This window comes from Faecalicatena contorta, from assembly GCF_021531895.1.
Taxonomy (GTDB): domain Bacteria; phylum Bacillota; class Clostridia; order Lachnospirales; family Lachnospiraceae; genus JAFBIX01.
Window position 1 is genome coordinate 1 of the sequence record NZ_JAFBIX010000034.1, and the last position, 21,514, is coordinate 21,514.

Below are 21,514 nucleotides of genomic sequence, written 5' to 3' on the forward strand. Positions count from 1 at the left end.
TATATCAGTAGAAACAGAAAAATTCAAGACTGTATAGTCTTGACGAATTTTGGTTAGCGTGGTATAACTTTAATTGAAAATAATTATCATGTACATATATGGAGGTGTTACAAATGACACTTAAGAATCTGAAAATCGGAGAAAGTGCTGTTATTACGAAAGTAGGCGGAGAAGGAGCTCTAAGACAGCATTTTCTGGATATGGGTGTGATTCCGGGGGCGGAAGTTACAGTCGTAAAGTTCGCACCTATGGGAGATCCGATGGAATTACAGATTCATGGATATGAGTTGACACTTCGTCTTGCAGATGCAGATCAGATCAATGTTCAGCTAATTGAAGAACGAACGAATAAGCATAGCCGTATTGACAAAATATATCCTACGGATCATCCGGGATTGGGAGAAGATGGTAAATATCACGCCAAGGATGACGGAGATCCATTGCCGGATGGAACGGTACTTACCTATGCCCTTGTAGGAAATCAGAATTGTGGAAAGACGACATTATTCAATCAATTGACAGGATCTAACCAACATGTGGGGAATTTCCCTGGGGTTACAGTAGATCGCAAAGATGGTCCAATCAAAGGTCATTCGAATACAAGAGTTACAGATCTTCCGGGAATATATTCTATGTCTCCTTACACAAGTGAAGAGATTGTCTCCAGGAATTTTGTTCTTGGGGATAAACCAAAGGCAATCATTAATATTGTTGATGCAACGAATATTGAACGGAATCTTTATCTGACAATGCAGCTTCTGGAGATGAATATTCCTATGGTTGTTGCCCTTAATATGATGGATGAAGTCATGAATAATAATGGTGCCATAGATATCAATGGAATGGAGGCTTTACTGGGAGTTCCGGTTATTCCAATCTCTGCGGCCAAGAATGAAGGTGTCCGGGAATTAATCGAGCACGCAGTACATATCGCACAATATCAGGAACGTCCGCAGAAACAGGACTTTTGCAGTAAAGACGATCATGGCGGTGCAATTCACCGTGCAATTCATGCCGTGGAATCGATCATTGAAGACCATACAGAAAGAGCAGGACTTCCGCTTCGTTTTTCCGCAACAAAAGTGATTGAAGGGGACTCCTTGATTCTGAAGCAGCTAGAACTGGACAAGAATGAACTGGCTATGATTGAGCATATTGTAGTACAGATGGAAAAAGAAGGCGGTATGGATAGAAGTGCTGCCATTGCGGATATGCGTTTTGACTTTATTGAGTATGTCTGTGAACGTACAGTGAAGAAGCCAAAAGAAAGTAAAGAGCGGGTCCGTTCAGAGAAGCTTGACCGTATTCTTACGGGAAAATGGACTGCGATCCCTTGCTTTATTGCCATTATGGGAGCGGTCTTCTTCCTGACTTTTAACGTAATCGGTGCATTTTTACAAGGACTTTTGGAGACCGGTATTGATGTATTGACGGAGGTTGTGGATCAGTGGATGACTGCGGCTCATGTGAATCAGGCTCTCCATGGCTTGGTGATTGACGGTATCTTTGGTGGTGTCGGAAGTGTACTTAGTTTTCTCCCGATCGTAGTGACTTTGTTCTTCTTCTTATCTATTATGGAAGATAGTGGTTATGTGGCACGAGTTGCTTTCTTCATGGATAAATTATTGAGAAAGATTGGACTGTCAGGAAGAAGTATTGTTCCGATGCTGATTGGATTTGGATGTACCGTTCCTGCCGTGATGGCAACGAGAACACTGCCAAGTAAACGAGACCGTAAGATGACGATCCTTCTGACTCCATTTATGAGTTGTACAGCGAAGCTTCCAATCTATGCTTTCTTTGTCAGTGCATTTTTCCCGGGTAAGGGCGGATTCATTATGACAGGAATCTATATTCTGGGGATCATTGTTGGGATTCTGGTAGCCCTTCTGTTTAAAAATACACTATTTAAAGGCGAAGCTGTTCCGTTTGTTATGGAGTTGCCAAATTATCGTATGCCGGGTGCAAAAAATGTTGCACAGTTATTGTGGGAAAAGGCCAAGGATTTCTTAAGCAAAGCATTCAGCGTCATTTTGATCGCAACGATCGTGGTATGGTTCCTGCAGAGTTTTGACCTTCAGCTAAATATGGTAGAAGATTCTTCTAACAGTCTGATGGCTATCATATCTGGGTGGATTGCACCGATCATGGGACCTCTCGGATTAGGAGACTGGCGTATCGTAACCTCACTGATCAGTGGGTTTATGGCAAAAGAGAGTGTGGTATCTACGATGGAAATTCTGTTTGGAAACAGCATTCAGACTGCAATATCAACGCTGTCTGCTGCTACGATGCTAGTATTCTCTCTGCTGTATACACCATGTGTTGCAGCCGTTGCTTCTATTAAACGAGAACTGGGAGCAAGATGGGCAGTAGGGGTCATCTTCTGGCAGTGTGTAGTAGCGTGGATCATTGCTTTTATTGTAAGGCTCATCTGCATGGCAGTTGGATTGTAAAGTAGGAGGTAGGGTATGAATATTGCAGATATACTTGTCTTTCTGGCGGTCACTGTGGTTGTGATCATTGCGGTTGTGATCATGAGAAGAAATAAGAAAAATGGGAAAAGCAGCTGTGGATGTGACTGTGGGCACTGTAGTCAGAGTTGCCAGAGAAAATAAATAATTATAATCCGTAGTATTTCTGCAGATATTGCAGGGAATGCTACGGATCATTTTTATTTGAAAGGATTTGGCATATTCACAGTCAGAATCTTGGTAATCTGAGTCCCGCAGTTGGTCCAGTTATGCTTCTTGGTAGAATCAAGCTGGACACTGTCTCCCGGATACATAATATATTCATCTTCCTCCACATATAATTTCAGAACACCTTCAAGCACATAGATAAATTCTTCTCCTTCATGAGCATATAATTCTATGTTCTCATCCGATCCGATATGAGGCATGAGATGATAAAGCCGTGGAAGATAGGAAAAGTTCTTGGCATTCTGACTTAAAGTATATTGAATGATCTGGTCGCTGACCTTATCACAGCTGGCATCGTAGATTCTTGTGACTGGTGAGGCAGAAGGAGAGGATTCTTTTTCACGGAAAAAATCGATAAATTCCATGCCAAGAACATCTGTGATCTTATGCAGTGAGTCAATGGCAATCTGGGAAAGCCCTCGCTCGAACTGAGACAGATATCCGATTGAAAAACCCGTTGCAGTACTTAATTGCTGTAATGTCATTCCCTGTTTCAGACGCTCTTGCTTAATAGTATTTCCGATTTCCTGAATACTTTTCATAGTAACACCTCGTTTTCATATTTATATAAAATGAGTAGATTTTATAGCGATATTTTCATTATATTGTAATTTGTGAAAATAATCAACTTAAAACAATGGATATTTAGAGATAATGCACAAAAAAGACGCATCAGATTTATGAAAAAAGACCTGATAAAATATGTTGAAAATTTAACAATAATACTGTATTATGAAAATAGGGAAGAAAAAATCGAATGATATTTCATGATTATGAAAATGGAGGAGACGAGATGTCGCTGATAACGAATGTTCAGAAGTTTTCTATCCATGATGGCGACGGAATTCGTACATCTGTATTTTTTAAAGGCTGCCCTTTGAAATGTGAATGGTGTCACAATCCGGAGACTCAGCGGTTTGAAAAGGAGATGCAGTGTGACAAGGAGAAGTGTGTTGGCTGCGGAACTTGTGCAAAGGTATGTCCGAATGGGGCAATATCCATGGAGAATGGAAAGCCAGAGATGAAGAAAGATGCATGTACATTCTGCGGAAAATGTGTAAACTTCTGTCCAATAGGAATCCGTGAGATTATAGGACGGGAATATTCTGTAAAAGAGCTGATAAAAGAGCTGATGAAGGATCAGATGTTTTATGAAGAATCTGGCGGTGGCGTGACGCTTTCCGGCGGAGAAGTCATGGCAATGGATATAGACTATATACTGGCAATTGCAAAAGAGCTAAAACGCCAGGATGTTACACTTACGATTGATACATGCGGATATGTTCCATATGAGAAGTTTCAGGCAATTCTCCCTTATGTTCATACATTTCTTTATGATGTAAAGGTTATGGATCCAAAACTTCACAAAAAGTATATCGGAGTGGATAATCAATTGATTCTTGATAATCTGATTCGTCTTGCAGCGGATGGAGCAAGAATATATATCAGAATTCCAACAATAAAAGAAGTAAATGGTAATGAAAAAAATATGAAAGAAACGATAGCGTTTCTGAAAGAACATGATATTCATCCGGCTCAGATTAATCTGCTTCCGTATCATGATACAGGAAGTGGAAAGTATTCCAAGCTGGATATGGAATATAAGGGAACAGATTTACATGCACCGGAGAAGGAAGAGATGGAGAGCTTCGTCAGACTCTTCGTAGAATCCGGATTCCAGAACACAAAAATAGGAGGGTAAACATATGGCAAAATTACGTGGTATGAATGAAAGAATTCAGAAACTTCGGGAAATCAGTGTGACGACACCTGTTCACATTGATCTTGAGAGAGCAAAGATCGAGACTGATTTCTACAAAGAAAATGACGGCAGATATTCAATCCCGGTTATGAGAGCAATGGTTCTGAAAGAATATTTTTCCAAGAAGACCTTGTATCTGGGAGACGGAGAGCTGATCATCGGCGAAAAAGGTAAGGATCCGCAGGCATCACCTACATTCCCGGAACTTTGCTGTCACAGTGTAGAGGATATGGTGGTCATGAGTGAACGTGAGCTGGTATCCTTCCATACAACAGAAGAAGACAGAAAGCTTCAGGCAGAGGAGATCATTCCATACTGGACAGGAAGAAGTATGAGAGAGAAGATCCTTTCAAGAATGACTCCGGAATGGCAGGAATGCTACAGTGCAGGTATGTTTACAGAATTTATGGAGCAGAGAGGTCCGGGACATACTTGTGGTGGTGAGCAGGTATTTACTACCGGATATATGGATTATAAAGAGAAGATTCATAAGACAATGGATGAACTGGATTATATCAATGATCCGGAAGCAGTGAATAAATGTGAAGAGCTGAAGGCTATGGACATCTCCTGTGATGCAGTAATCATTCTGGGAGAGCGTTATCATAAGCTTGCGCTTGAGATGGCAGAGAAAGAGGAAGATGAGACCAGAAAGGCAGAGCTTCTTCAGATCGCAGCGAACCTGGAGGTTGTTCCGGCACACAAGCCTCAGACTTTCTGGCAGGCAATTCAGTTATACTGGTTCACACACCTTGCAGTTACAACTGAGCTGAATCCATGGGATGCATTTAGCCCGGGAAGACTTGATCAGCATCTGAACCCATATTATGAGAGAGATGTGGAGGCAGGTATTCTGGATGACGAGAAGGCTCTGGAACTTCTGGAATGTCTGTGGGTGAAGTTCTACAACCAGCCTGCACCGGTAAAAGTAGGTATCACATTAAAGGAAAGTGCTACTTATACAGACTTTGCGAACATCAATACCGGCGGTGTTACACCGGACGGACGCAATGGTGTTAATAATGTAAGTTACCTGATTCTGGATTGTATGGATGAGATGAAGCTGGTTCAGCCAAACTCTAACGTAACGATCAGTAAGAAGACACCGGCCAAGTTCTTAAAGAGAGCATGTGAGATCTCAAGAAAAGGATGGGGACAGCCTGCATTCTATAACACAGAAGCTCAGATCATGGAGCTGATCAATGCAGGAAAGAGTCTGGAAGATGCAAGACGCGGTGGTTCTTCTGGATGTGTGGAGACCGGAGCATGGGGAAGCGAAGCTTATATCCTTACCGGTTATCTGAATATCCCGAAGGTATTCCAGCTGACATTGTTCAATGGATATGATGAGTATTCTGGAAAGCAGATTGGATTACCACTTGGATATGCTAAGGACTTCAAGACCTATGATGAACTCTGGGCTGCATTTAAGAAGCAGTTAGAGCACATTGTGAATATCAAGATTCGTGGTAATAACGTAATCGAGCAGTTATATGCACAGGAGATGCCGGCACCATGCCTGTCTGTTGTAACCAACGACTGTATCTCTAATGCAAAAGACTACAATGCAGGTGGAGCAAGATACAATACAAACTATATCCAGGGCGTAGGTATCGGTACCGTTACAGACTGTCTTGCTGCTGTAAAATATAATGTATATGACAATCACAACTTCACGATGGAAGAGTTGATTGAAGCTATGGAGCATGACTTTGAAGGATATGATGCAATCTATCGTATGGTTCATGACAGAACTCCAAAATATGGAAATGATGATGACTATGCAGATGACATTATGCAGGAGGTATTTGAATTATACAGAAGCACCATCACAGGCCGTCCGAACATGAAGGGTGGCAAATATGGTGTAGATATGCTCCCTACTACCTGTCATGTATACTTTGGTGATGTTATTCTGGCAACTCCAAATGGAAGAAAAGCACATAAACCAGTATCTGAAGGTATTTCTCCAGAGAAATCCGCAGACACCAATGGACCGACAGCAGTTATCAAGTCCTGTGCAAAGATGGATCATCTGGCAACAGCAGGTACTCTTCTGAATCAGAAGTTTACACCAAATGTTGTGGCTGGAGAAGAAGGCCTGAATAATATGGCCAGTCTGATTCGTTCATACTTCTCCATGGATGGACATCATATTCAGTTCAACGTTATTGATAAACAGACACTGATCGATGCTCAGAATCATCCAGAAGATTATAAAGATCTGATCGTTCGTGTCGCAGGATACAGTGATTTCTTCCGTAACCTGGATAAACCATTGCAGGACGAGATCATCAATCGTACAGAACAGTCATTTGATTAATTAGAACTTGACAATTTCACTAATTTGTATAGAATTATGAAACATAAGGACAGGGTGGTCAACGCCTTGTCCTTTTTTTATTCCATAGTTTGAGAAAGGAAGGTGTAGAGTTATGGAGAGAGTAAATGAAATTGTTGGGGCGATAGATTCCTTTGTATGGGGACCTGTGATGTTGGTGCTGCTTGTCGGTACGGGTATTTTTCTTACAGTGCGGTTGAAATTTCTTCCGTGGAGGAATCTTGGATATGCGTTGCACAGCGTGTTAAGTAAGGAGGCAAGAACTAAAAAAAGAGGAACAGGTGATGTATCCCCTTTTTCTGCGTTAATGACGGCGCTTGCTGCTACGATTGGAACTGGTAATATTATTGGTGTGGCAACTGCCATGTTCTCAGGTGGTCCTGGAGCTTTGGTGTGGATGTGGATCTCCGCATGCTTCGGACTGACTTCTAAGTTCAGCGAATGTATGTTGGCAATCAAATATCGTGAAGTCAATGAGAAAGGCGAGATGTCTGGCGGACCAATGTACACAATGAAAAATGCATTCAAGAATAAAACCTTTGGCAAAACAATGGGATTTTTATTTGCATTGTTCTCCGTGCTGGCATCTTTTGGAATTGGAAATATGACTCAGGCCAATTCTATCGCTGGTTCTGTGACAGAGGCGTTCAGTATACCTGCATGGATCACTGGAATTATACTTACGGTACTTGCACTTGCAATCATTCTGGGTGGTATTACTTCTATTTCTAAAGTATCTTCCGTGGTTGTACCTGGAATGGCTATCTTCTATGTGATTGCCGGACTGATTGTTATTGTCGGGAACTGGCAGAATATTCCTAATGGTCTGTATATGATCTTTGGAATGGCATTTAATCCACAGGCAATTGGCGGTGGTGTACTTGGAACGATTACAGTATCTGTAATGAATTCTATCCGTTACGGCGTTGCACGTGGTGTGTTCTCCAATGAAGCAGGCCTTGGTTCTGCAGCCATTACTGCTGCCGCAGCTACAACAGACGATCCGGTAAGACAGGGTTATATTAATATGACAGGTACATTTTTTGATACCATTGTAGTATGTTCCATTACAGGAATTGCAATTGCAGCATTTTGAATACTTATTCCAGAGTCACAAATACAATATTATATACCGTGTAGTTTTCTCCTTGGTCGTATATGTCGGTGCAACACAGACTTTAGATCTTGTATGGAACATTTCTGATATTATGAATGCATTAATGGCAATTCCAAACTTGATCTGTATGCTCCTCTTACATAATACAATTGCTAAGGAAGTAGATAGATTCCAGCCAATCCTGGAAAAAGAGAGAAAAGCATATAAGGCCGCTAAAAAAAGTGATTAATTGTAAACTAAAAATAAAATAAAGTTGACAATAAAAAGATAGTATGTTAAATTGTTGCCGTACAAATAGTATTTACATCATTAGGAGGAGCTATTATGAGTTCTATGGAAGCAACAAGAAGTAAAACATACGATATGGCATATATTGCTATCTTTGCAGTCCTTATGGCAATCTGTTCCTGGATATCTATTCCTATGGCAGTGCCATTTACCTTACAGACGTTCGGTGTGTTCATGGCGGTCGGTGTGTTGGGCGGAAAGAGAGGATCACTTGCTGTACTGATCTATATTCTTCTGGGAGCAATCGGTGTCCCTGTATTTGCCGGATTTAGCGGCGGAATTGGCGTTATCCTGAATACAACCGGTGGTTATATTGTCGGATTCTTATTTTCTGCGTTGGTTATGTGGGGCATGGAAGCTCTGCTGGGAAGAAAACCGGTCATTCAGATTATCTCCATGGTTGTGGGGCTGATCGTGTGCTACGCACTTGGAACAGCATGGTTTATGGTAGTGTATGCAAGAAATACCGGTGCAGTAGGTCTTGGAACAGTCTTAGGCTGGTGCGTGATCCCATTTATCATCCCGGATCTTGTGAAGATTGCACTTGCATTCGTCTTATCCAGAAAGATTCGTAAGTATGTGTCTTTCCAGTAATCAGGAAGCTCAGGCCATTCCAATACGGCCGCATCACGGAATGTGCCTGGCATATTTTATAGGAAGAGGTTACAGCGAGGGCTTTTCGGCACATATGGAGAAGATGCTGGGAATCTTTCAACAGAATGTTCCAGTGAAACTGGTAGTTCATACGGACGAGATCTGTTCCAGATGCCCGAACAATGAGGAGCATCTGTGGAGATTGCCAGTGGAACAATATCTGCAGTCGCACGCAAAGCCGGTGGGAGTAATAGTTTAAAATCCATCAAAGACGGAATACAATCCGTGTTTGATGGATTTTTTTCGTAACGATACTATTCTGTTAACTGTCTTCGGAATTCAGATGGAGATATGCCGCACTGTTTTTTGAATAGTCGGCTGAAGTATAGAGGATTATCATAACCAACAATATTTGCAATCTCAGTAATATTATAAGTGGTAGACTCGAGCAGACTTTGCGCATTGGAGATCCGCAGAGAGAGGATATACTGCGCTGGTGTAGAGCCTGTATATTCTTTGAAATTGCGAATGAACCAGCTGACACTCATTCCATGTAGATGCGCATATTCTTCTATGTTAATAGAATTATGATAGTTATGGTGAAAATAAGTGACCGTGTGATCCATCTCGTCAATCAGATAAGAACTCTTAATTCTGGGACGATCCCCCTGGAGGCGACTGATCATAATAAATAATGCTTCCATATAATGGGCAAGAACTTCCTCATAATGGGGTTTGCATAACTTTAATTCCTGAATCATGCGCAGATAGATCTTCTTGTAATCCAGAGAGGTTCCGGTATGGATCACGTGTGCATGGTCAGGAATGCCATATTTTTTTAACAGGTTCTTCACATTATTTCCCGTGAAATGTACCCAGTATACTTCTGTGTGATCAACTCCATAGTAATAATATCGCTGCTCTTCCTTGGGACGATAGAGTACCATATTACCGGCAGGTACGATCTCTTCTTTTCCATGAAAGTAAAAATGTGCTTTCCCTGATGCGATATAGAGCAATTGATAATCCAGACGTCCCCTGGGCCGGTAAGTAGGGAGCTTCTGCTTGGAATATAAATGATATGTTCCGGCACTTCCGACAAACAGAGGATGTTTTTTATCTTTAAAATCAAGACGGCTATTCTGCCAGTAAGCACTGTCTGTGTACATTCAGATACCACCTTTCAGAGTGAAGATTCATTATATAAAGTGTATCATTTTGTGCATGTTTTGTCTATTTCGGTTTATGTAAAAATGTAAGAAACAGGCTTATTATATAAGCAAACATAAGGGTACTCAAAGTGTTATATGTACAATGATAAAAGTTAAAAAAAGTGTATAAAGGGAGGAAAAGATTATGATTGTACCTCATTATTATGAGGACCTTCACATGCTGCATGAAAATGTAATGCCCGATCGTTCTTATTATGTGCCGTCATCAACACGAATGGATGATCTGATTGAACATCGAGAATCTTCAGATCGTATCCAGATGTTAAATGGAAGTTGGAAATTTCGGTATTATGACAGTATTTACGATCTGAAAGAGTCATTTTATGAACGGGATTTTCAGACAAAAGACTTTGATACTGTTCCGGTTCCCGGGATGTGGCAGAATTATGGATATGACAGTCATCAGTATACTAATTTCAGATATCCGTTTCCGGTGGATCCACCCTATGTGCCACAGGATAATCCATGTGGAGCATATGTCTGTAAGTTTTCTTACCAGAGAGATGCCGGGGCACCGAAAGCATTTCTGGAATTTGAAGGTGTAGATTCTTGCTTCTATGTGTGGCTGAATGGTACATATGTAGGTTATAGCCAGGTATCTCATGCGCTCAGTGAATTTGATGTAACGCCTTATATTGAAGAAGGAGAGAATACGCTGGCGGTTCTGGTGTTAAAGTGGTGTGACGGAAGTTATCTCGAAGATCAGGATAAGTTTCGAATGAGCGGGATTTTCAGAGATGTGTATGTGATGAAACGGCCCGTACAGTGCATCTATGACTACTTCATCAATACCCGGATCGAAGAAGAGAAAGCATTTGTCAGTATTCGCACAAAGTATCTTGATCAGACCGTTCCGGTGAAGGCATCTCTATATGATGCTGAAGATAAAAAGATGGTAGAGCTCGTATATCAGGGAGATACAGAATTTGTAATTGATCATCCGCATCTGTGGAACAGTGAACAGCCATATTTGTATACGCTGTTTCTTGAGACAGAGCATGAAGTGATCACAGAATATGTGGGGATTCGAGAAATAGCTGTAAAAGACAGTGTGGTCTATATTAATGGCACTCCGGTCAAATTCCGCGGAGTCAACAGACATGATTCAGATCCGAAAACAGGCTTCGTGATCAGTGTCGACCAGATGAAACAGGATATGGAGCTGATGAAAAAACATAATTTTAATGCCATTCGTACCAGCCATTACCCGAATCAGCCGATGTTCTATCAGATGTGTGATAAATATGGATTCTTTGTAATTGATGAGGCTGACAATGAAAGCCATGGACCGTGGATGCTCTGCTATTCCAATGACACAGACGAAGAGAGGGCAAGCAGATGGAATGAATTGATCTCTGACAATCCGGAATTTGATGAGGCAACACTGGATCGGACGAAGAAGCTGGTAGAAAGAGATAAGAATCGGCCTTGTGTCGTCATCTGGTCTATGGGAAATGAATGTGGCTATGGATGTACTTTTGAGAAAGCACTTGCATGGACCAAACAGTATGATCCGGGAAGACTGACGCACTATGAAAGTGCTTACTATAAAGGACGCAGAAGAAAGTATGATTACTCTAATATTGACCTCTATAGCCGTATGTACCCTGGATTTGAAGAAGTCCTTGATTATGTAGAATCAAAACCGGATAAACCATATATTATGTGTGAATATTGCCATTCCATGGGAAATGGTGCCGGGGACTACGAAGATTATTTTGAACTCATTGAAACATATGATTGCATCTGTGGAGGATTTGTCTGGGAATGGTGTGATCACGCTGTCTATAAGGGAGAATCAGAAGACGGAAAAGAAATCTATTATTATGGCGGTGATCACGGGGAAGAATTACACGATGGGAATTTCTGTATGGATGGTCTTGTCTATCCGGACAGGACGCCACATATGGGACTTCTGGAATATAAGAATGTCCACAGGCCGGCACGGGTCATCTCTTATGATTTGAATACAGGGATATTGGTATTGAAAAATGAGATGAACTATGTTGATCTGAGAGATTATCTATACATTACTTATGAATTAAATGTAGATGGAGATGTAATTTTTTCTGGAAGAATTCTTGCAGAAGACCTTCCTTCTATTCCAGCCCGCAAGGAAGCAGAGATCTATATGCCTGTGGAAGCTCCTGAAAAGGGCAGAGTCTATCTAAAGGTTTACTATCATCTGAAAGAAGCGGATGCTTTTCGGGAACAGGGATATCTGTTGGGGCAAGATGAGATAAAACTGGACAATGAAGATACACGAAATCAAAAAAGTCTGTCATGGCAGGAAGAAACGGAAAAGAAGAGCAGGGAACTTCCTGGAATTCAGGTTTCAGAAACGTCGAAGCAACTAATCGTGGAAGGAAGTACATTTGTATATGTATACAATAAACTATACGGAACATTTGACCAACTAAGCGTGAATGGGAAGGATTACCTGGACAGACCGATGGAACTGAATGTATGGAGAGCACCGACAGATAATGATATGTACATCAAGACCGAATGGTATAAGGCGATGTATGACAAGGCGGTGTCGAGAGCCTATGTGACGAATTACACACTGACAGAAAAGGCCCTGGAGATCCACAGTACGATGTCACTGTCGGCAGTCTCTGTTCAGAAGATGATGAATATGGAGACCGTCTGGACGATTACGAATTCTGGACAGATCTCTGTCAATATGGATGTGATAAGAGATATGGATTTTCCAGAATTACCAAGATTCGGGCTTCGAGTATTTCTGCCGAGACAGATGAATCGGGTGTCCTATTATGGAATGGGGCCGGAAGAAAGTTATATTGATAAATGTAGAGCATCAAGCCACGGCATATATTCAGCAACAGTTGAAGCTCTTCATGAAGATTATCTGAAGCCACAGGAAAATGGAAGCCATTATGACTGTGATTATGTTGTGGTCAGTGGAGAAGAGAGAGAACTTCGTGCATATAGTGACTGTGCATTTTCGTTCAATGCATCCATATATACGCAGGAAGAACTGACAATGAAGAGTCACAATTATGAATTGGAGCCTTGCGGAAGTACGGTGTTGAATCTGGATTACAGGCAGAATGGGATTGGTTCTAACAGCTGTGGACCAAGGCCGCAGAAGAAGTACAGGCTGGATGAAGAAACATTTACGTTTACATTAAAATTAATGTTGTTAGATAAACAAGAAAATTAAATGGGGAAATGAGAGATGGAAGCGAAAACATATTTAAAATGGTATAATAAGATAGGTTATGGTTCCGGAGATATTGCCGGTAATGTAGTATACGCTTTGTTATCAGCATTTGTAATGATCTTTTTGACGGATACGGTCGGCATGAACGCTGGTATTGTAGGTACTTTAATTGCAGTCTCCAAATTATTTGATGGAGTCAGTGATATATTCTTTGGTTCCATGATTGATAAGACGCATAGTAAGATGGGAAAAGCCAGACCCTGGATGTTCTATGGTTATTTTGGATGTGCAATCTGTCTGGTGGCGATCTTTGTAATTCCGGCAGATATCAGTGCATTTGCACAGTATGCATGGTTCTTTATCGCATATACATTATTGAATGCGGGATTCTATACCGCCAATAATATTGCGTACTCTGCCCTGACAGCATTGATTACGAAGAATAATCACGAACGTGTCCAGATGGGATCGATTCGCTTTATGTTCGCGTTTGGAACGAGTATGCTGATTCAGACCATTACCGTTGGCTGTGTTGCATTCTTTGGAGGCGGTGCAAGTGCATGGAGAACAGTTGCCATCATCTATGCAATCGTAGGTGTTGTTTCGAATACGATATCTGTAATGTCTGTAAAAGAGCTGACTCCGGAAGAACTTGCAGAAGGAGAAACTAAGAATGAGGATGTACAGGAGGAAAAATATAGCCTCATCGATGCCTTTAAATTACTGGTGCATAACAAGTATTACTTGATGATCTGTGCCTCTTACATATTAATGCAGGTGTATTCTGCGACATTGAATATGGGCATTTATTATATGACTTATGTTCTGAAAAATGCCAATCTTCTGGGTGTATTTTCCTGGGCGATCAATATACCGATGATTCTTGGACTCTTATTTACCCCTGCATTAGTCGCGAAGTTTAAAGGGATGTATCGACTGAACTTTTATGGATATACACTGGGAACAGTAGGGCGACTTGGAGTGTTGATCGCAGGTTATATGGGAAGTGTTCCACTGATGCTCACATGTACTGCAATAGCGGCAATAGGTATGAGTCCACTTCAGGGTGATATGAATGCTTTGATTGCAACATGCTCAGAATATACATATCTGACAACTGGAAAAAGAGTGGATGGAACCATGTATTCCTGCACTTCTCTTGGAACGAAGATCGGTGGAGGTATTGGAACAGCACTGGCAGGATGGTTGCTTGCGATCAGTGGTTATGTAGGAGGTGCTGCAGAACAATCCGCTTCCTGCATGAATATGCTGCATATTATGTATCTGTGGATTCCAATGATAATCAATCTTTTGATTACATTGATTCTGACAAGATTAAATGTTGAGAAAGCGAATGAAGAACTTCGCCAGAGAATAGAATAAAGATTGAGAAATACAAAGGCAGCTGTCAGTTAGTGATGAACTGGCGGCTGCCATATTATCATTCTCGTAAAATGTTGGAAAAATGGACAAAAATTGAAAAAATCAATTGTATAAACGGACAAGGAGTGGCATGCTATATGTAAGAAGAGGAGGAATGTGTAATGAAAAGATATATATCAGTACTTATCATCCTGGCATTGTGCCTTAGCATGTGTGCCTGCAGTTCGAGTTCAGAAGAGAAGGTGACAGGCTCAGAAGAGAAAGTAGCTTCATCTTCTGAAGATGAAGCACCGAATGTGATGCCCGAGTTTTCTACGGTGGATCTTGAGGGAAATGAGGTCACCAGTGATATCTTCGCTCAGGCGGATCTGACGGTGGTAAACTTCTGGGCAACATACTGTAGCCCATGTATCAATGAATTGCCGGATCTGGAGGAATGGTCAGAATCGATGCCGGAGAACGTACAGATCATAGGAATTGTTGTGGACGTGGAATCCGAGGATTCAGAGGAATATTCTTCTGCGCAGCAGATTGTGGATGCGACAGGAGTGACCTATCAGAATCTGGTGGCAGCAGGAGAGTTTGATGAGATGATCAGTGAGATGATCGGAGTTCCTACAACGTATTTTGTAGATCGAGAAGGGAATCTTGTGGGTAATTCCATCATAGGAGCGAATGTAAGTGGATATAAGAAGTATGTAGAGGAATATTTGAATGAGTCAGAATAAGAGATGGAAGCTCCAGATGATTCTTATGGTCATCGCAATTGGAATCATGGTGTATGGCATCTGCCGCGGCGAGGTTTCTGTTGTGTGGAATAAGGCGGTCAATATCTGTCTGGAATGTATTGGATTGGGGTAGTTATATGAAGGTTCAGCAGGAAATAAAGAGGAAGATCATCCAGATTGCAGCGTTTGGATATTCCAACCCGTATCTTGGTAATATCGTCGGCGGGCAGATATATAAGGGGAAATGGAAGCAATTCTGCAATCCGGGAATGAATTGTTATTCTTGTCCGGCGGCAGCGTTGTCCTGTCCGATCGGAGCTATGCAGGCAGTGAGTGGTTCTGTGAATTTTAATGTCAGCTTTTATGTAGTTGGATTCATCCTGGCGCTGGGAATTATATGTGGAAGGGCAATCTGTGGATTCTTATGTCCCTTTGGATTGATTCAGGAATTGCTCTATAAGATTCCCTCACCAAAGAAAAAGCTGTGGAAGGGTTTTACATATGTAAAATATATTCTTTTGGCAATATTTGTGCTGCTTCTTCCGGTTGTCAGCACCAATATGCTGGGGATGGGAGCACCTGCTTTTTGTGAATACATATGTCCGGTTGGGACATTAGAAGGGGGAATTCCCCTTCTTAGTACGCATCCAGAACTTCGGGAGACGATTGGCGCGTTATTCTCTGTTAAGGCAGGAATCCTGGGCATAACACTGGTGGGATGCGTGATGGTATGTAGGTTTTTTTGTAAGGTAATGTGCCCTTTGGGCGCTGTCTATGGCATATTGAATAAGATCAGTATCTATCATATGGAGATCGATCAGACACGTTGTGTTTCCTGTGGACAATGTCATGCAGTGTGCCCCATGGATGTTCATCCTGTAGAGAATCCTAATTCTGCAGAATGTATCCGATGTGGGAGATGCGTCGCATGTTGTCCGGAACAGGCGTTGATTCTGCGCTGTCGAAGTAAAATGAAGTGTGATCATAAGAAAGAGGGCGAGACAATATGAAGAATTATTCAGAAGATGTAAGCAGACAATACCATATTCAGGTGGCAGCAGGAGAAGTGGGCCGCTACGTGATTATGCCAGGAGATCCTAAGAGATGTGAAAAAATTGCGCAATATCTGGATCATCCGGTGTTTGTTGCAGATAATAGAGAATATGTAACTTACACCGGAACTCTGGATGGAGTAACAGTCAGTGTGACGTCGACAGGCATTGGAGGACCATCGGCATCCATTGCAATGGAAGAACTGTATCGGTGCGGAGCGGATACATTTGTCCGGATCGGAACCTGCGGCGGCATGCAGCCGGAAGTCAAAAGTGGAGATATTGTGATTGCGACAGGAGCAATTCGTATGGAGGGGACGAGCAAGGAATATGCTCCGATTGAGTTCCCCGCAGTGCCGGATCTTGCAGTGACCAATGCACTGGCATTGGCAGCGCGGGAAAAAGGATATCCATTCCATACAGGGGTCGTTCAGTGTAAAGATGCATTCTATGGACAGCATGAGCCAGAGATCAAACCGGTAAGCTACGAGCTGATGAATAAGTGGGAGGCCTGGAAGAGACTGGGATGTCTGGCATCTGAGATGGAGTCTGCAGCTTTATTCGTTGTAGCAAGCTATCTGCATGTGAGGGTAGGTTCTTGCTTCCTCGTTATGGCCAATCAGGAACGAGAGAAACTGGGAATGGAGAATCCGGTCGTACATGATACAGATATGGCGATTCAGGTGGCGGTTGAAGCGATCCGCAGGCTGATTCGAGAAGATAAGAAAATGTAACTAGAGGTAGATAAGAAAGATGAGTGAAGAAGAGATATTAGAACACGTAGACCACACGCTTCTATTACAGACTGCGACTTGGGAGGAGATCAGACAGATCTGTGACGATGCCATGCAATATCAGACGGCATCCGTATGTATTCCGCCAAGTTATGTAAAGCAGGCAAGTGAATATGTTCAGGGAAGCGTGTCGGTCTGCACGGTAATCGGTTTTCCGAATGGATATATGACTACAAAGGCAAAGGAATTCGAGACGAGAGATGCCATTGCAAATGGAGCTTCTGAGATTGACATGGTCATCAACGTGGGATGGCTGAAGGACAAAAAGTATGATCTGATTACGGAAGAGATTCGGATTCTGAAAGCAGTATGCGGCGATAAGATATTGAAAGTAATTATAGAGACCTGCCTTTTGGAGGAAGAAGAAAAGGTAAAAATGTGTGAGATCGTGACAGAAGCAGGGGCTGACTATATCAAGACGTCCACCGGATTCTCCAGCGGCGGTGCGACCTTTGAGGATGTCGAATTATTTGCAAAACATGTGGGACCTCAGGTGAAGATAAAGGCAGCCGGTGGAATCACTTCTATGGAGGATGCCAGAAGATTCCTGGAACTTGGGGCGGATCGACTTGGAACCAGCCGGATCATTAAGCTTCTGAAGAAGGAAGAGGCGTCTGGTTACTAAGGTATCGATAAGAATACGGAGGTGTTCGCAGATGGATAAGAAACTGATAGAAGAGATGATCGAACGGGCAATGGCGCAGCTGGATTATTCTTATGCTCCTTATTCTGAATTTCGGGTTGGGGCAGCGCTTTTAGCAGAAGACGGAACATTCTATGGTGGATGCAATATTGAAAATGCAGCATATACTCCGACCAACTGTGCAGAGAGAACCGCATTTTTCAAGGCGGTCAGTGAAGGGAAGAGAAGATTTACCGCTATCTGCATTGTGGGCGGAAAGGATGGCGTACTGACTGAATATACAGCACCCTGCGGGGTATGCCGTCAGGTCATGATGGAATTCTGTGACCCGGAGACTTTCCGGATTATTCTGGCATTCAGTAAGGAGGATTATAAGATATTCACCTTAAAAGAGATGATACCTATGGGATTTGGACCAGATAATCTGGCATGATCCATGGGATATGCCGACAGTCGAGGAATATAGGAGGGCTGTAATATGACGAGGGAAGAATTAAAAAAGTTGCCAAAGATAGAATTACATTGCCACCTGGATGGGTCGCTTAGCAGAAGATTTCTGGAGGCCCGGCTTGGACGGACGGTGTTGGATGAGGAGTTGAGTGTAACACAGGAGTGCAGAAGTCTCGCAGAATATCTGGAAAAGTTCGATCTTCCGGGAGTCTGCTTAAAGGATGAAGAGGGACTGGAAGGAGCAGGATATGACGTGCTTCATACCATGAGTCAGGAACATGTCTGCTATGCGGAGATTCGTTTTGCCCCACTTCTGTCCGTGACAGAGTCCATGAATACAGAGCGTGTCATAGCGGCACTTCTTCGGGGACTGGAAAGAGGAAAGAAAGAATTCAATATAGAATATAATGTAATAACCTGTGCTATGCGTCATCACAGTGCCGAGCAGAATTATCAGATGCTTAAGATTGCGTGTCAGTTTTTGGGAACGGGCGTGTGTGCGGCAGACCTGGCAGGGGCGGAGGCCCAGTATCCTATGGCAGAATTCATGGAATTATTCCAGAAGACAAAGGAACTTGGAATGCCCTTTACCATACATGCCGGAGAATGTGGAGATCCACAGAATATTGTGGATGCAGTAAGCGTCGGTGCCGGAAGAATCGGACACGGAATTGCGATGCGGGGTAAGCCGGATGTACAGAAGCTGGTAAGAGAAGCCGGCGTTGGGGTTGAGATGTGCCCGATCAGTAACCTTCAGACGAAAGCGGTGAGTGGATCATCTGAATATCCGCTTCGGGAATTCCTGGATTCTGGTCTCTGCGTTACGGTCAATACGGACAATCGGACCGTAAGCAATACGTCTATGACAAAAGAACTGGAATTTATTCAGAAAACATATGGGATCTGTGATGATGAGATTCTTTTGCTTATGAGAAATGCGGCAGAATGCGCTTTTGCTAAGGAAGATGTGAAGAATCGATTGAAAATGTTAATGAGGTGAGAGAAGATGAAGGAATATCAGAGAATCTTTGTGGTTGTTCTGGATTCTCTTGGAATCGGGGCAATGCCGGATTCACCAGAATTCGGCGATGAAGGCGTGGATACCTTTGGCCATATATTGGAAAAAATGGGTACGCTTCATATCCCCAGTCTAGAGCGTCTGGGTATGTTGAATCTTCACCCGGCAGGGCAGATGAAAGGGATAGACAGACCTATCGGAAGGTATATGCGTCTGACGGAAGCAAGTAAGGGAAAGGATACCATGACCGGCCACTGGGAGATGATGGGAATCCGGACCGAGAAGCCATTTCAGACATTTACAGAGACCGGATTTCCACCGGAACTGATTGCAGAGTTGGAAAAGCAGTGCAAAAAGCGAGTCATAGGAAATAAAAGTGCCAGTGGTACGCAGATCATCGAAGAGCTGGGAGAAGAGGAGATCAATACGGGTGCAATGATCGTGTATACTTCTGCGGATTCGGTGATGCAGATCTGTGGAAATGAAGAGACCTTCGATCTGGCAAACTTATATCGTTGCTGTGAGATTGCAAGAAAGCTTACCATGAAGGATGAGTGGAAGGTTGGACGGGTCATTGCAAGGCCTTACGTCGGCAAGAAGAAAGGTGAATTCAGACGGACCAGTAACCGCCATGATTATGCTCTGAAACCAACCGGACCAACGGCGTTGAATGCACTGAAGGATGCAGGATATGATGTCATCGGAGTCGGGAAGATCAACGATATCTTCTGTGGAGAGGGGATTACGAAGACATATCATTCCAATAGTTCGGTCCACGGAATGGAACAGACTATCGAGATCTGTAAGGAAGATTTTCATGGATTATGCTTTGTCAATCTCGTGGATTTTGACGCGTTATGGGGTCATCGAAGAGATGTGGAAGGATATGGAAGAGAGATCGAGAAGTTCGATCAGAATCTTGGTGTACTTTTAGAAGGCTTAAGGGAAGACGATCTTCTGATTCTGACGGCAGATCATGGAAATGATCCTACCTATACGGGAACAGATCATACCAGAGAATATGTGCCGCTTCTGGCTTATTCAAAGAAGATGAAAAGTGGAGGAAGATTGGAGAATCAGGATACATTTGCAGTGATCGGTGCATCTGTTGCGGAGAATTTTGGAGTCGAGATGCCGCAGGGAACCATCGGAAGTTCTATCCTGGAGCAATTGAGATAAGGGGGAGAATATGAACAAAGTATATGAAAAATTACAGTCTTGTGTGGCAAGTGTAAGAGAAAAGACGGATTTTCAACCGGAAGTAGCATTGATACTGGGCTCAGGACTGGGAGACTATGCCGATGAGATTCAGGCAGTACAGACCATTAATTATGCGGATATCAGTCATTTCCCGACTTCTACCGTGGCGGGGCATAAGGGAAGGTTTGTATTCGGCTATGTGAAGGATGTCCCGGTAGTGATCATGCAGGGAAGGGTTCATTATTATGAAGGATATCCAATGTCGGATGTGGTACTTCCGACACGTCTGATGGGAATGCTGGGGGCAAAGAAGCTGATTCTTACGAATGCAGCAGGCGGAATTAATTATGACTATGAGCCGGGAGACTTTATGCTGATTACGGATCATATCACAACGGCTGTACCAAGCCCATTGATAGGAGCGAATCTGGAAGAACTGGGAACAAGATTCCCGGATATGAGTGAAGTGTACAGCAGGCGTATGCGGGATGTAATTAAAAAGACAGCTCAGGAGATGGGGATTTTGCTTAGGGAAGGAGTCTATGTACAGCTTACTGGCCCGAATTATGAGACGCCGGCAGAGATTCGCATGTGCAGAAGCTGGGGCGGAGATGCCGTGGGAATGAGTACGGCATGTGAAGCCATGGCAGCACGCCACATGGGAATAGAAGTGTGCGGAATCTCCTGCATCACCAATCTGGCAGCAGGAATGTCAGAAAAGAAGCTGAACCACACCGAAGTTCAGGAGACCGCAGACCGGGTAGCGAAGCAGTTCAAAAAACTAATCACAGGAGTTGTGAGTTCAATATAGGGGACGGGGGTTTTTTCAATTTCCTCCGTCCCAAATTAAAATATCCCTGTCCCCAATTAGAATATCCCTGTCCCCAATTAAAATATGGGGGGATCAGTAAGATTATCTGATATTGCTCCAAAATTAAATGTCAGAATGGTAACGGTTTCGAAAGCGATTTCTGGACAAAAGGGTGTCAGCGAGGAATTATTTAAATATGTTAAGAATTAGAC

The 21,514-nt window shown here is 42.8% G+C and carries 19 protein-coding genes and 1 pseudogene; 18 read left to right on the plus strand and 2 right to left on the minus strand.

Annotated elements, in window-relative coordinates:
• Nucleotides 1–113 precede the first annotated feature (113 nt).
• Both feoB and JQM81_RS12030 read left to right on the plus strand, forming a co-directional pair.
• A complete protein-coding gene (feoB, locus tag JQM81_RS12025; RefSeq protein WP_235233957.1) occupies nucleotides 114–2,456 on the plus strand; it encodes a ferrous iron transport protein B in 2,343 nt (780 codons plus the stop codon).
• A gap of 15 nt (nucleotides 2,457–2,471) precedes the next feature.
• Entirely contained in the window at nucleotides 2,472–2,618 is a 147-nt protein-coding gene (locus tag JQM81_RS12030; RefSeq protein WP_235233959.1) for a FeoB-associated Cys-rich membrane protein, read from the plus strand.
• A 56-nt stretch (nucleotides 2,619–2,674) separates the two neighbouring features.
• On the opposite strand, the gene JQM81_RS12035 is transcribed toward JQM81_RS12030, so the two are convergent.
• A complete protein-coding gene (locus tag JQM81_RS12035) occupies nucleotides 2,675–3,244 on the minus strand; it encodes a helix-turn-helix domain-containing protein (RefSeq protein WP_235233960.1) in 570 nt (189 codons plus the stop codon).
• A 251-nt stretch (nucleotides 3,245–3,495) separates the two neighbouring features.
• Between JQM81_RS12035 and JQM81_RS12040 the strand changes: the two genes are divergently transcribed.
• From JQM81_RS12040 to JQM81_RS12060, 5 genes and pseudogenes are all read left to right on the plus strand, one after another.
• Nucleotides 3,496–4,404 carry a trans-4-hydroxy-L-proline dehydratase activase gene (locus tag JQM81_RS12040; protein WP_235233980.1) on the plus strand — a complete coding sequence of 303 codons (909 nt, stop codon included), beginning with the start codon at nucleotides 3,496–3,498 and terminating at the stop codon, nucleotides 4,402–4,404.
• A gap of 4 nt (nucleotides 4,405–4,408) precedes the next feature.
• Nucleotides 4,409–6,787 carry a trans-4-hydroxy-L-proline dehydratase gene (gene hypD, locus JQM81_RS12045; protein WP_235233961.1) on the plus strand — a complete coding sequence of 793 codons (2,379 nt, stop codon included), beginning with the start codon at nucleotides 4,409–4,411 and terminating at the stop codon, nucleotides 6,785–6,787.
• A 112-nt stretch (nucleotides 6,788–6,899) separates the two neighbouring features.
• Nucleotides 6,900–8,151 (plus strand): annotated as a pseudogene (locus JQM81_RS12050) (alanine/glycine:cation symporter family protein).
• A 95-nt stretch (nucleotides 8,152–8,246) separates the two neighbouring features.
• Nucleotides 8,247–8,804, plus strand: coding sequence for a biotin transporter BioY (locus JQM81_RS12055; RefSeq protein WP_235233962.1), 558 nt, complete (start codon nucleotides 8,247–8,249; stop codon nucleotides 8,802–8,804).
• Nucleotides 8,788–9,063, plus strand: a complete 276-nt coding sequence (locus JQM81_RS12060; RefSeq protein WP_235233963.1) for a DUF1284 domain-containing protein — start codon at nucleotides 8,788–8,790, stop codon at nucleotides 9,061–9,063. The genes JQM81_RS12055 and JQM81_RS12060 overlap by 17 nt, the downstream gene beginning before the upstream one ends.
• A 55-nt stretch (nucleotides 9,064–9,118) precedes the next feature.
• Here JQM81_RS12060 and JQM81_RS12065 read toward each other — a convergent pair whose 3' ends face one another.
• Entirely contained in the window at nucleotides 9,119–9,973 is an 855-nt protein-coding gene (locus tag JQM81_RS12065; protein WP_235233964.1) for an AraC family transcriptional regulator, read from the minus strand.
• 187 nt (nucleotides 9,974–10,160) lie between these two features.
• On the opposite strand from JQM81_RS12065, the gene JQM81_RS12070 reads away from it, so the two are divergent.
• The 11 genes from JQM81_RS12070 to JQM81_RS12120 all read left to right on the plus strand — a co-directional run bounded on the left by JQM81_RS12070 (nucleotide 10,161) and on the right by JQM81_RS12120 (nucleotide 21,302).
• Nucleotides 10,161–13,223, plus strand: a complete 3,063-nt coding sequence (locus JQM81_RS12070) for a glycoside hydrolase family 2 TIM barrel-domain containing protein (RefSeq protein WP_235233965.1) — start codon at nucleotides 10,161–10,163, stop codon at nucleotides 13,221–13,223.
• Nucleotides 13,224–13,238: 15 nt separating this feature from the next.
• Complete coding sequence (locus JQM81_RS12075) at nucleotides 13,239–14,606, plus strand: MFS transporter (RefSeq protein ID WP_235233967.1); 1,368 nt, start codon at nucleotides 13,239–13,241, stop codon at nucleotides 14,604–14,606.
• Between the two features lie 161 nt (nucleotides 14,607–14,767).
• Complete coding sequence (locus JQM81_RS12080) at nucleotides 14,768–15,334, plus strand: TlpA family protein disulfide reductase (protein WP_235233969.1); 567 nt, start codon at nucleotides 14,768–14,770, stop codon at nucleotides 15,332–15,334.
• Nucleotides 15,335–15,350: 16 nt separating this feature from the next.
• Nucleotides 15,351–15,467: a CD1871A family CXXC motif-containing protein gene (locus JQM81_RS12085; protein WP_420370579.1), complete on the plus strand. Its 117-nt coding sequence runs from the start codon at nucleotides 15,351–15,353 to the stop codon at nucleotides 15,465–15,467.
• A gap of 4 nt (nucleotides 15,468–15,471) precedes the next feature.
• Nucleotides 15,472–16,344, plus strand: a complete 873-nt coding sequence (locus JQM81_RS12090) for a 4Fe-4S binding protein (RefSeq protein ID WP_235233971.1) — start codon at nucleotides 15,472–15,474, stop codon at nucleotides 16,342–16,344.
• On the plus strand, nucleotides 16,341–17,120 hold the full coding sequence (udp, locus tag JQM81_RS12095) for a uridine phosphorylase (protein ID WP_235233972.1): 780 nt from the start codon (nucleotides 16,341–16,343) through the stop codon (nucleotides 17,118–17,120). The genes JQM81_RS12090 and udp overlap by 4 nt, the downstream gene beginning before the upstream one ends.
• 19 nt (nucleotides 17,121–17,139) lie before the next feature.
• Nucleotides 17,140–17,805 (plus strand): deoxyribose-phosphate aldolase, encoded by a 666-nt coding sequence (gene deoC, locus JQM81_RS12100; protein WP_235233973.1) that lies wholly within the window; start codon nucleotides 17,140–17,142, stop codon nucleotides 17,803–17,805.
• Nucleotides 17,806–17,836: 31 nt separating this feature from the next.
• Nucleotides 17,837–18,256 (plus strand): cytidine deaminase, encoded by a 420-nt coding sequence (locus JQM81_RS12105; protein ID WP_235233974.1) that lies wholly within the window; start codon nucleotides 17,837–17,839, stop codon nucleotides 18,254–18,256.
• Nucleotides 18,257–18,301: 45 nt separating this feature from the next.
• Nucleotides 18,302–19,273, plus strand: a complete 972-nt coding sequence (gene add, locus JQM81_RS12110) for an adenosine deaminase (protein WP_235233976.1) — start codon at nucleotides 18,302–18,304, stop codon at nucleotides 19,271–19,273.
• Nucleotides 19,274–19,279: 6 nt separating this feature from the next.
• The gene (locus JQM81_RS12115; RefSeq protein ID WP_235233978.1) at nucleotides 19,280–20,470 is read left to right on the plus strand and encodes a phosphopentomutase; all 1,191 of its coding nucleotides are present in this window, start codon (nucleotides 19,280–19,282) and stop codon (nucleotides 20,468–20,470) included.
• 10 nt (nucleotides 20,471–20,480) lie between these two features.
• Entirely contained in the window at nucleotides 20,481–21,302 is an 822-nt protein-coding gene (locus tag JQM81_RS12120; protein ID WP_235233979.1) for a purine-nucleoside phosphorylase, read from the plus strand.
• The last annotated feature ends 212 nt before the right edge of the window (nucleotides 21,303–21,514 follow it).